Annotated in this window: 12 protein-coding genes; 5 read left to right on the top strand and 7 right to left on the bottom strand. The window is 28.9% G+C overall.

Annotated features, from left to right (window positions below; translation table 11 throughout):
• Nucleotides 1–261: 261 nt before the first annotated feature.
• A complete protein-coding gene (locus bpuSUM_RS07385) occupies nucleotides 262–1044 on the bottom strand; it encodes a hypothetical protein (RefSeq protein WP_247067399.1) in 783 nt (260 codons plus the stop codon).
• Between the two features lie 1214 nt (nucleotides 1045–2258).
• Between bpuSUM_RS07385 and bpuSUM_RS07380 the strand changes: the two genes are divergently transcribed.
• Nucleotides 2259–3242 carry a BTA121 domain-containing protein surface lipoprotein gene (locus bpuSUM_RS07380; RefSeq protein WP_247067397.1) on the top strand — a complete coding sequence of 328 codons (984 nt, stop codon included), beginning with the start codon at nucleotides 2259–2261 and terminating at the stop codon, nucleotides 3240–3242.
• Nucleotides 3243–3540: 298 nt separating this feature from the next.
• Here bpuSUM_RS07380 and bpuSUM_RS07375 read toward each other — a convergent pair whose 3' ends face one another.
• The 6 genes from bpuSUM_RS07375 to bpuSUM_RS07350 form a co-directional block, all read right to left on the bottom strand.
• Nucleotides 3541–4143 (bottom strand): BTA121 domain-containing protein surface lipoprotein, encoded by a 603-nt coding sequence (locus bpuSUM_RS07375; RefSeq protein ID WP_247067395.1) that lies wholly within the window; start codon nucleotides 4141–4143, stop codon nucleotides 3541–3543.
• 77 nt (nucleotides 4144–4220) lie between these two features.
• On the bottom strand, nucleotides 4221–4367 hold the full coding sequence (locus bpuSUM_RS07370; protein ID WP_247067393.1) for a hypothetical protein: 147 nt from the start codon (nucleotides 4365–4367) through the stop codon (nucleotides 4221–4223).
• A gap of 272 nt (nucleotides 4368–4639) precedes the next feature.
• Nucleotides 4640–5197 (bottom strand): hypothetical protein, encoded by a 558-nt coding sequence (locus bpuSUM_RS07365; protein WP_247067391.1) that lies wholly within the window; start codon nucleotides 5195–5197, stop codon nucleotides 4640–4642.
• 126 nt (nucleotides 5198–5323) lie between these two features.
• Nucleotides 5324–6427, bottom strand: coding sequence for a BBK32 immunogenic protein P35 (locus bpuSUM_RS07360; RefSeq protein ID WP_247067389.1), 1104 nt, complete (start codon nucleotides 6425–6427; stop codon nucleotides 5324–5326).
• Nucleotides 6428–6559: 132 nt separating this feature from the next.
• Nucleotides 6560–8368 (bottom strand): phosphoglucomutase, encoded by a 1809-nt coding sequence (locus bpuSUM_RS07355; RefSeq protein WP_247067387.1) that lies wholly within the window; start codon nucleotides 8366–8368, stop codon nucleotides 6560–6562.
• 189 nt (nucleotides 8369–8557) lie between these two features.
• Complete coding sequence (locus tag bpuSUM_RS07350) at nucleotides 8558–8785, bottom strand: hypothetical protein (protein WP_247065084.1); 228 nt, start codon at nucleotides 8783–8785, stop codon at nucleotides 8558–8560.
• Between the two features lie 73 nt (nucleotides 8786–8858).
• Between bpuSUM_RS07350 and bpuSUM_RS07345 the strand changes: the two genes are divergently transcribed.
• The 4 genes from bpuSUM_RS07345 (at nucleotide 8859) to bpuSUM_RS07330 (ending at nucleotide 12184) form a co-directional block, all read left to right on the top strand.
• Nucleotides 8859–9470, top strand: coding sequence for a hypothetical protein (locus bpuSUM_RS07345; RefSeq protein WP_247065082.1), 612 nt, complete (start codon nucleotides 8859–8861; stop codon nucleotides 9468–9470).
• A gap of 56 nt (nucleotides 9471–9526) precedes the next feature.
• The gene (locus tag bpuSUM_RS07340; RefSeq protein WP_247067385.1) at nucleotides 9527–10561 is read left to right on the top strand and encodes a hypothetical protein; all 1035 of its coding nucleotides are present in this window, start codon (nucleotides 9527–9529) and stop codon (nucleotides 10559–10561) included.
• A gap of 233 nt (nucleotides 10562–10794) precedes the next feature.
• Complete coding sequence (locus bpuSUM_RS07335) at nucleotides 10795–11325, top strand: P13 family porin (RefSeq protein WP_247065078.1); 531 nt, start codon at nucleotides 10795–10797, stop codon at nucleotides 11323–11325.
• Nucleotides 11326–11473: 148 nt separating this feature from the next.
• A complete protein-coding gene (locus bpuSUM_RS07330) occupies nucleotides 11474–12184 on the top strand; it encodes a hypothetical protein (protein WP_247067382.1) in 711 nt (236 codons plus the stop codon).
• Nucleotides 12185–12353: the final 169 nt, after the last annotated feature.

Here is a 12353-nt window from a genome sequence, read left to right as displayed (position 1 = left end):
ATATGTATCTAGGAAAGCATTAAATGAAAATATAAAGGAGACAAAAAAACTTTTTATATGGATATTTGGTTTTACTTTTGTTGTTTCTCTATAGTAGCGGGCTTTATTTTCAAGTGAGTCTGACAGTTATATATTCATTTATTACCAAAAATACTCAAGTCTCTTATACAAGAATTTATAAGCTTCTTAAGGTAGATAGATATACCGAAATAATCCCGTAGAGATACCCTTTCAGTATATCATTAATAATATTTAAATTGGTTAATAATCACTATTAAAGCATAGTTCAATTATTCCTGCTGTAGTGCTTATGGAGCTGGCAGCTTCTTTTAGAGATGTTAAAGCTTTTTTAAGCTTGCCTGGAGCTTGATCTAAATTATCGCTTAATTCATTATGGACTCCATTAAAAAAATATCTACTTATATTTGTCATAATAGTCTTTATGCATGATCTCATGATAGCGTTTACCCCAGATTTGTTAATATAAATCCGTAGTGCTGAATTTTGTGTATTAAATTCCTCTATTACCTTTTTAATTTCGAGTTCTCTGGTATTATTAATTCCTTTAGTAGCTATTTCTAATAACTTGTCCAGTAATGATATCATTTTTACCCCACTATCTATGTTACTTTTGATTATATTTGCCACAGGACCGTTGTATCCCGCGTTTAGTAATGCCTTAAATGCCGTTTCAATATTTTCAGCAGCATTTTTAATTGCTTTAACGAAATTTGGGGTATCATTTACTTCTAATTTTGCTTTATTTTTGATTTTTCTAAAATTATTAATTTCTTCCTTAGAATCTTCAGACTTTGCTTTTGCTTCATCAGCAATCTTGTTGAGCTCTTCTTCACTTAAAGCTTTAATCTCAGTTATTGTTAATCCTGTAAGCTTGCTTACGTGCCCTGTAATAGATTTTGCTACAGATTTTGCGTTTTCGTGTGCTATTTTAGTCTCACTTTCTGCCTTTAGTCTTTTATTATCTATTTTACAATTGATTGTAAGTAGTAGTATTACAGTACTTATTACTTTTACATACCTCATATAATATCTCCTTTTACAATTAAATATACTTCATAAATTTGATAGTACTTGGTAAACATTTGTTAAAATGTGTTTTACCTAAATTACACATTAACTTTTTGATTTGCTTATTTTGCAGAAATGAGGAGTGATTTAACATTTGAATTAAATTGTCCAATTAAGAAGATAATAATACAGTTATTTAAGAAATAAATATAAAAAAGCCCCTTGATAAAGGGGATATTTAAAAGAATGTATAAAACATTGTGAGTAAACAATCTTCCTTTTGAAAAATTAAAGTATTTGGTAAATTAATTATTAATTCAAAAATTATCTGTTTGCAAGTTTTTTTTAAAAAAGTTTTAAATTTTTTTGGAATTTCTTTTTTATAAATAATTTTTAACCCCCATTACTTTATAGTAATGAATGAATGTTGGATCTTAACATTTATTATTATATAATAATAAATATACTAGTTTGAAGTAAACAAGGAGGATATTTATGAAATAAAGTAGAATTAAACTAGTTTTAGTATTTATTAATGTTATTAAATTAGTTGCGATTTTAAAAAAGAAGAATCAACTACATCTCTAACTGGTGATTTAGTAAAAAGTTGTCTAACTAAATTACTTGAAGGTTTTAATTTATAATGAAAGTTTTTAGGGAATTTGAAAAAGTTATAACATCTGTTGATATGTTATAAGATAGGGTCTAAGAGATATAAAGAGTTAAGAGAACTAATAATAGTATTAGCTTATCAAATATTTGATGGTAATTTTTTCACTGTTAATGAAAAAGAATTAGATCATTTTGATAAGAAAGTTTATGTTATATTAACATTTCTTCATTTTGATGTTGCCTAGCTATTTAAAAGTGTTATAAGTGAAATTGTAGAAGTTGTGGAGGTATGTGATTAGGTAGCTATTTATGGGATTTAAGATTTTAATAAGAGAGATACATTGAGTTGTAAGCTTAAGGATTATGCTTAGTTTTGTGGCACAGAGTTAAAACGTGCATTTGCAGATCCTGTAGAAGATGTGTATTAAGCTTACTGATAATGAATTTGATAATCTGAGTCTTGATTTTGTAGACAATTATGTTCAAATTAAGTAAAAGTAAATAGCTCAATTAGTTTCAATGAAGCTAAAAGTATAAAACCAGAATAATATTTTCGGGGTATTATTTTAGTCTAAAATAAAAGGATTATGTATAAGTAAGTAAAAAAGGAGTTAGCTATGAACGTATATAAGATTAAATTATTATCATTATTATTGTTGTTGTTAATTAGTTGTGGTTTGTTTCAGAAAGACGGTAGATTTGGTTATTTTAAATATATTGGGGAAAAAGATTTTGATTTAACGGCTGAAGAAGAGAGAGCTATAGATTATTTTAAAGATACATTAATGAATTTTGAGCATTTTCTACCTGGTGTGTATAAAAAATATTATAAAACGTATACCAGTGATGAGTTTTATAGTTTATTATCTAGATTTGATAAACAGGGTACTAAAGCAGTTGCTAGAAGCATTATTGCAGTTTTAAATGCACAAGATGCAGTTAAGGATGCTGTCAGTAAGATAGGAGATGTCCTTGAACGAGAGATCTTTAAGGAGCTTGAGTTAAAGCAGAATTGGTATAAAAAGGTATTAAAAGTTACATGCGATGATCCTTCGTTTTCATATGCTGAGCTTATTGAACGCAGTCTAAGTGTAGCAGACGTATTTGAAAAAATTAAGATAAGTGCAGAGGTTGCCTCTAAAATATATGATACTTTTGGTTTGGATCTTTATGAGAAGAGAGTTGTTCGATATCTTTTAGCTTTATCATTTGTTCCCGGTGAATATTATGATGAGTCTGGAATCAGTGTAAATCCGTATACTGAATATGAACTTTATGAGTTATTAGTGTCTCCTCCTTTTGGTGCTGCTAACCTTAAAAATATTGTAGCAAAAATGAAAGGTACTATTAAAGATTTACATGCAGCTGATGCATCTATTGCTAAGGTGGAAAATGATTTTGAGAAAAATAAATTGCAAGAGCAGTTTAATAGTCAGAAAAATTTATATGATCAGGAGTTAAAACCCGTATTAAAGGATCCTGATAAATTATTTAATAAGCTTACTAGTGATGTATTTGATCGTTTGAATGATAGTGTTGCAAAAGAGTTTGCTAGAATTAAACAAGAAGCAAAAAGCAAGAAGCAAAAAGCAAAAAGTTAGTGTAAACAGTGGGTTTTAAAACTGAAATAATGGGATTTATTGTGCATAAAAAAAGGAGAGTATTTATTGATTCTGATAGAACTTAAGCGGATTTAATTCCTGAATAGAAAAAGTCTATATATTACTTTCAAGATGTATTAACTATTTTTGGCAATTGTTTTAGGTAATGGGGTAGAAGTAGTATTCTCTGAAGAGGAGGTTTTATGTTATATAATAATCTCCTCTTTTTAGTATTGCTAAAATTGAAGGATCTTTAAGCAATATTATAATAAATAAAATATTGAATTTCTTTTAACACTTAAGATTTATCTCTTACACGCGCTTCGATCTCAATTTTCTCAAATTTATTTGCATAATTCATTGAAATAAGCTCATCACACACTTTATCAGGATCATAAAATGCAAGTTTTAACTCTTCTTTATAATCATTGTCTACTTTCAAATAATTAGCACTTAATCTATCTTTCTCAAATATGTCACTTATCATGTTTATAGCTACTAAAGCTTTGTCCTGCGCTTTAAGAGTTTCTATAACATTGTTAATAAACATTTTGAACTTATTAGTACCAAAAATAATTTTAGACATCAAATAATGAAAATCATTGCTGGTATATGTTCTTAAACTGTGTTTATGTTCAGGACATACATAATAAAATACAATAAACTTGGAATCAATTATTATATCTCTCAAGTAATAAACGGCTCTTTTCTCCTCAGCAGTTAAATTAAATTTGTCAAATATTTTGGTAATCAACGCCGAATCATACTCAATTGCCTTAAAATTAATATTTGCATCCATATTTAACTTAGTAAAGTGACTACTAGTAAGCTTAGTATATGCCTGCCTAAGATCATCACACACCAATTTTAATGCCTCTCTATAATCATTATTAGTTTTCACAAATCGCTCATTTAATGCGTTTTTTTCAACTCCCTTTTGTACCTTTGCGACAGCTACTTCAGCAGCCTACTTTTGCATTAAAAGTAGGCTGCAATGTTCCCAGCAACCGTTTTGGTTTTAAGAATACCAAAAATAGTAGATAATAGCTTATAAAAATCATGATCATCATACGTTTTTACCATCACTCCATTTTCATCACGTACAACGAACTCAGAATCAGTCAATACCCCTATTTTTCTGCTCTCTCTAATTAATTCTGAATCTATCTGAATTATCTCTAATATGCTTATAGAGTAGATTAAAATTAGCAAATACCACACCAATAAGCTTAAGCATATAATTGAGCAAAATCACTAAATACACTTTTCAACTCAACTCTATACGTACTATCTTCCTCATTAATACTTGTAAAAACCTACTTCTTTGGGTTTTATCTTGCACATTATCAACAACTGCAAAAATTCTTTATTGTAATTCAAGACTCTCTATAATGAACTTAAGTGTTTAAATAGAACATTGTTCTCTCAAAGAAATAGTTTGCATCTTGAATCCCATTGATGTAAAGATAATAATCAACATATAACTGATCTTTTATATATGTTAATGCTTGTTCTTTTTTTTGTTCCAAAGTTTGATTTAAGTTGTTGAAATTGCTAGATGAAAAGCTTGTAAGCGTTCCATTTTTAATAGACTGTAACATTATGTACAATTGTTGAAGAAATTGTTTAGTTTTAATATTTCCAAGTTCATCAAATAATTTATTTAACTGATTTTTATCATACTCAGAGTTTAGTATTTTTTTAAGCTTATCTTGCAGATTAGAATTTTTTTGGTTTGCTTCTAGAGCTTTTAAAAAACTTTTCTGTTCTTTTTTTAGGATACTTAGGTGTTTTTTATCTTGAAGTAAATTTTTAAAGGTAATAAGTGCTTGTTTTTGATTATCATCAAGGGTATTTAATAAATTAGTCTCTGAATTTTTATTTTTATTCTTACTTGATAAACCACAGCTAACAAGACTTAATAAGATAATTGTTAGTAGACATTTTTTTTTCATTGGTTTTATCTCCTTTAAAATAAGTGTATCGCAATTTGTTTTAGAAAACATTAATATATTAATTAACAAATATAGACTATAAATGTAGCCTATATTTGTTGTAAATTAAAAATAATATTATATAAGTTAGTTTTTAAAGGTCAAATTTATCTCATTTTTAGCTTTTCCAAGTAACTCTTTTACTTTCTTTAAGATCGTCTCTACTTGTGAAAAGTCAGATCCATGTCCTATGCCTATGCTGTATGCCTTGAAAGTATTAGCTGAGCCCTCAATGGTTTTTATAAGATAGTGTAGTTCACCTTTAGCCCAAGCTAATGTTTGGCATAGCTCAATAACATAATTTTTGGAAAGTTGTGATTCGACTTCATAATAGTCTTCTAATATATTTTCGATTGTTTTTTGAACATCATCAACTTCTGTGAAAAGTGTTTGCAGTGTTTGTGCTAGCTTCTCTTTACTAAACTGGTTCAACTTTTCTTTAGCATTTTTTCTCTCGTCTGAGGTAGAATGACCACTTGTACTCATAGTAGCTTGAAATTCGACTTGATCTCTGTCTTTTTTGATTTTGTTGATCGTCTCAAGTTCAGAATCAATCTTTTTTTCAACTTTCTCTAATTGATCATAATATTCATATTGAGGGCTATCTTCTACTTCTTCTGTAATAGGACTAGCATAACCCGAAATTGTTGTTGGTATTGAGTAATAAGTGTACTCATAGTCACCTGAGTATCCTCCACTACTTAAATCACTAAGAGTGCCTGTAGTACCACTTAAACTAACTGTAGGTATTGTAAGCTCTGGTTTTGACTCTCCTTCTTGACTGTTAAGAGAAGTTAAATCCCTATCGCTGACAGTAACAATAGGTAAATTTTCTCTTTCTTCTTTTGGAAGTGTTTCTTGGGTCATAGGATCTGAAACTAATACATCATTGACGCTAGGGTCATAAACACCGGAAATGGGTCTATTGTCTTGTGATGATGCTTGGGTGTTTACTTTTCCTCTATTCATACCTTTTTTACGTTTTGTTTTAATTTTTTTAAAAGGTCTTTTAATTAATTTATTTGGCTTATCAGAAGTATTGCTGATAGCTTGATTTCTAACACCCAAGGTAGAGTGGATCTTATCAAGTAGACCAGCAGATTTTTCTTGCATATCTTTGTCAAATAGTAAATCACAACTAATAAAACTTATCAATATAAGTGCAAATAAACATTGTTTTTTTAATTGCATCGTTACCTCCATAGAGCAATAAGTATATAGCAATAAGTGTATAAACCAAGTAAATGTTCAAATTATTATGTGGTTAAGAGACAAAGCTTTGCAAACTATTGAAATAGAGTAGCTTATATATTGTACAGTTCATTATTTATTAAATATGTTAATATAGGTTAAAGAGTTAGCCGAGTGTATTAAATCTGTATGAAAATCTAAGAGAGGATATAGTAAATCATTATGTTCAGATATGACCTCACTTAATACTCTAAATATTGGTTCCGTTTTTGAGCCACGGAACCATAAACTAGCAATTATTTCATGTTTATTATTTTTAAATAAAACTTTAAGCCCTCCTGATGAGTCACCTGTTCTAGATAGAGTTTGTTTAATACCCTCATAATTTATAATTTCATAATTATGTATTGGTAGTTTTTGTAATACGGTATTATTGTTGAATTCTTTTTCTAATAATTTTTCGTAGTTGGTTTTTAGTATTTCTTGATTTTTTGCTTTTATTTTAAGCATGGCTTTTTCTGATGATACTTCTACATTGCTATAAAAATTGATTGTCTTTAATATGTCCTCAAGAGTATAGTGTTCATTATATGAATTATTAGATATTGAACACCATATTTTGTAAAGATTTTTGATTTTAAGCAATTTTATGATGCTAAAGAGAGTTGTTAGTGGGTCTCTTACTTTTGAAGGGTATGTAATATTTCCCCCATTTGATCCTTCTCCCAAAATTTTTACTATTAATCCTTTATTTCGTAAAAGGTCAGCCATTTCTGTTAAGTTAGCTTCACCAACTTCCACTCTATAAACTTTTGTGTTAAATAACGAGGCTATTTTTTCAATGTTTAGTGAGGTTGCATCATTAACTACGACAGCTAAATTGTCTTTAATTCCCGTATGGTAAAGATAGCTAAGCTCTGAGAGTACTGAGAGTGCAAATATTTTTTGTGGTGTAATGATACTCGCTTGTTCTTTTTTTAAAATTGCGACCAAATTGCCTCTGTCTCCATCACAATCAGGGACATATCCTAATTTGAAAGAATTGTCATTCTTAAATTTTTGTTCTAATATTTGTTTGCACATGTTTAAAGATGTCCCTTCAGGAGTCATTCCATGTTTAAAGATACCAATTTCTGTGTTATGAAATTCCAATTTTATTCCCAAAGATTCAATCATTTCCCTATCAATTGAATTAATGCGAGAACTACCATTCATCTCTCCTATGATTCCTATAGGTTCTTTTTTTATAGTCTTTTTTAGTATGTCAATGTTTTTTTGATTATGTGTATCTGAATATATTATTTGTTGCATTAATGACTTATATGAGTTATAAGATTGTGTTTTATGTCTAGCCTGTGAAGTGATAATTGCTTCATATGTTTTTAATTGCATAGCATTGGTATTAAACTTTTGTAAGCCTGTTATTAGATTGTTTATTAAAGTTTCATTTTCAATGTTGGATCTGATCTGACGTATTATTTTATTTGTTTCATTTGAATTTAGCACTCCTCCATCATTTAATCCAATTTTAATGCCATTATATCCTGTAGGATTATGACTGGCAGAAATGTATATAAATCCTTTTGAATTTTGATTTTCTTTTGTATAGGCTAAGATTTCTGGTATTGGGAGTATTCCAAAAAAATTTACACTGTTATTATTTAAAATTAAGGTTTTAATTATTATCTCTGAGATTATATTTCCTGTTGCTCTTGAATCTAATCCAACATTGATGTATTTTCTTGGTTTATCTTTAAAATAATTTGATATTGTAAAGGTTATAAGAGCAACCAATATTTTGTCGTCATCATTTATTTCATATTCTATTGAATTTTCATTTTTTGATTTTGCAAATATCTTTCTAAATCCTGAATGAGAAAGTATCATTTCATTAATAGCATCTCTTAGATTTGTCATATTTAATGTATACCCTTTTAGCATATTTTTCTGTTCATTAGTATATTTTATTTAATATTTGTCTTTATTTGTAGTACTATGATTATAGTAACATATTCTATTACAATAGACATTATTTATTGCTTTTCTTATGTTTACTAAGGAAGCGTGTGGTTGAAGGTGTGTCTAGGGCTTCAGTGTTTGCGTTCTTAGAGAGAGTAGCAATTATTTGTATTAATCTTGCTTCATAGTTTTATATGTATAATCTAAGCTCAAATGTTTATTCTTGGCAAATTCTATACGATCATTATTATTCTTTATCTTAATATCAATACTAGATATTTCACCTTCAATTATTCTCTCTTTACTAGAGAGTAGCTTACGAATCCCTTCTTCCTTTTCTCCTTGACTTTTTTTAATACTTACAACAGTATACCTAAGTATACCTAATAGTATTTTCAAACATCAAGCTAAAAAAACTCTCAAAACTCATCCATGAACTTACAGATTTTGTTACAAGTCCTATAATTATTACATGAGAGAAATTGAGAATGCAACCAAAGAGAATAAGATTTTGTTTAATCAAAGGGATGAGCATTTACAATCTTTAAGGGATTTGCGTTTTAAACTTAGTAATTTGATTGAAATAACAGCTATAAATAATAATCGCATTAAAGCGGCTAATGTTTTGAATGGGACGTCTGTTGTTATTGCTAGTGATGATTATCTTAATATAATTTTTGTTTATTCATTACTATTATTGTCTGTATGTCTAGATATATTTTTAGCAATGGTATTTTGTATAATACAGAATGCTTATCATAAGTTTTACAAACAAAAGTTATTACACTCTGTTCCATTATCTACAAGAAGTAAGGTTAAAAAGGTACAAGGTAGTCGCATTCAGAGTGTAGGAGGGAATAAAAAACCGTCTAAAAGTGTTGATGAATCACTTGAATTTATTGCATCTAATTTAGAATATGATAATCGTACCATAAAGTCTTTGAGGGACATTAAGAGAGATACGAATTTATCGTATTATAGAATAAGGAATTATCTATCGGATTTAATGAATAGAGGTTTGGTTATAAGAGAGAAACAAAGATTGGTACTTAATGTTGATGATATGCTGAATAATAATAGTTAAAAGTTCTAATAGATTTAATATAGAAGTTATAATGAATATAAAAAAGGAGAATTTTAATGGTAAGAGTAAGTATAATGTTTTTTGTTGTGTTTGTGATAAGTTGTGGTTACAATGCAAAAATAAGAGAAGAAGGAAGTTTAGCTCAAAAATTATTTGGAGCTAGGTCAAATAAAATGGTCCATCCTCCTAGTGGTGTCGTTACTCCTCCTGATGTTCCTCCTCCTCCTGATGTTCCTCCTCCTCCTGATGTTCCTCCTCCTCCTGATGTTCCTCCTCCTCCTGATGTTCCTCCTCCTCCTGATGTTCCTCCTCCTTCAGGTGAACAAAATGATATAATTGTTGAGCCGATAGATTTCGATTTATTTTTAGAGGATCTAGAAAAACAAGAAGCAACAACGAAAGAGGAAGCTTTAAAACAATTTTATGAAGCAAGAGAAGAGCTTTATACATTTAGACATGATATTAAACGTTATGAACCTGTTAATCATGCAGGAAAAGGTTTTCCGTTTTTGGTCTTTGATAATATATTTGACGTAAGAGAATGGGGATATAGTTTCAATGAAGAAATTATTTATGCTTCTATGAGGTATCATCCTGCGCTTATTTATGCTGTAGCATTTGCAATATATACAATGTATCCCCCTCGTAGTGTTTCTGAGTCCGCTTATCGTAGTATGGATGCATCAGAGAGGTTGAGGCTATATAATCGATATCGGCCTGCTATTAGAGATTTATTGAATATGTTAGGCAGAATGTCATGTTCTACTTTATTTCCCTTAAGTGGTAAATTTGCGGAGCCGAGAAATCGCCTTATTTTTGACAAATATTCGACTACGGAAGAAGTTATAAATCTTACGCAGAAAGTAAGAGAATATAGTATCTTGATAGGTTCTGTATCGCATATTCTTCTTGTTCTGACAAATTATAATTTGTCGAAAGAAGAAATGACAGCAGAAAGATTTTACAAGGTATTTAATAGACTGATCAATAGTAAAAATGGTAATGATGCAGTTATAGAGGTTGAAAAAAGAGGAAAAGAGATTGGTGATTTGTTGCAAGAGATATTCTATAGAGGAGAAAAACTAGAATAGGAAGAAGAAATGAAAAGAATAGAAGAAAAGAATATGATGAAAAAGAGGAAGAATAAATAGAAAGAATGGGATAGAAGTAGTAAGCAATAAATCATTTAATGAATAAAGTTTTTGTTATAAGACATTTATAACAAAATGGGTAGCATGGTAAGAGAATGATTAAGTTTTTATATGTTATAATATGGATATTATGAAAATGTTGAGCATTTTTTTGGGAAGGTAAGGTGGTGTTTATGAAACAAGTATTAATTTTAATGTTATTTTTTGTTTGTATTGTTGTTAGTTTTGCCCAAAGTTATGATGAGATTGCTTCTGATACTGTAGCTACTGAAGGTAATATGGATAACAAGTTGTTGATTTATGAACTTCATAAACAAAATACTTTAGTGCCTTTTTTATTGAATTTTTTTGTGGGTTTTGGTACAGGTTCATTCATGCAAGGAAATTTTACTGGTGGATTACTGATTTTAGGATTTGATATGTTGGGTGTAGGTTTGATTAGTGGTGGTATATATTCTCTTTCTCAATATAAAGGTATTGAAACACCAACGTTTGCATTATCTTTGGTGTCTTTAGGTGGAATTACTTTATTTATAACACGAATTGTTGAGATAATAAGTCCCTTTACATATGCGTCTAGTTATAATAGGAAACTTCGAGAAAAATTGGGTATATCTTTGGGAGGATTTAAGCCCCAATTTGAAGTAAATTTCAACGAAAATGCTGGTTTGTCGTTTGAACTTGCTTTTACTAAGAAGTATTGATTATAAAATGTAAAATAAAATTTGAGTATAGTTTTAATATGTTTACTTACGGTTACCTTGTAATAAGGTAACCGTATTGAATATGTAATTCTTAAATTTTTGTTGAAATTATGCTTTATTTTATAAAGTTGCAATATAATGACATATTATGATCCTTATACATCAATTAAATGAAATGTATATTATGGGACGCAAGGTAAGTTTATTATCAATAGTGTTTTTAGTTTTATTTATTACAAGTTGTAATCATGGTGAAAGTTTAAGAAATATTATCAGTAAGATTAGTAATGATGGTATTGTTGAGGATAATATTGGTAGCGTTCCCTTCAATAGAGATGGTAATAAGGTTTTGGAGCAAGATTTTGAACTTGATGAAATTAAGGAAGAAAATGTTAATGTAGGTCAAGAGGATATAATTTTTGAAGTTCAAAATGAGAAAAAAGATGAAATTGGTTTTAATATACCTTCTTTGGAAAATTTTGATAATGAATTTAAAAAATTGCAATGGTGGTGTGGATATAATGAAAAGACTCTGTCAAATCTTTATAAAATGTCCTTTGCGGCTGGAGATATGGTTGGTAAATTTTATGATATTTGGACTAAATCTATTGAAGAGTATAATAGAGCTGATAAGGCTTTGGATCAAGCTATTTCTGAACTTGCTCAAATTAAGAATTCTGTATCCGTTGAAGATAATAAGGATAATAGAATTTTTGATGCTGAAAAAAATTGGATGTTGCTATTGACGCTTGGAAAAAAGCAGGAGAAGTTAAACAAAAAGCTGAGGAAGACTGTAGGGCTGCTGATGATTATGCCAGAAAGATTGAGGCAACCATTGAGGTTTTGCTTAGATCTTTAAAAAATATATAGGGAGAAGAATTGGAGGAAAAAGGATTAAAAGAAGAGATACAAGAATTATGGAATAGGTTAGAAAGTTTATTTCGATTTTATTTGTTTGGTTAGCTTTGTATAATGAATGATTTGATATCTAATTTTTCTTATTTCTTATACTAATAAAAACTAAATAT

Source organism: Borrelia puertoricensis (assembly GCF_023035875.1).
In the GTDB taxonomy this organism is placed as follows: Bacteria; Spirochaetota; Spirochaetia; order Borreliales; family Borreliaceae; genus Borrelia; species Borrelia puertoricensis.
The sequence above is the reverse complement of the archived record's forward strand: the minus strand, read 5'-3'. Positions and strand labels throughout refer to the sequence as shown.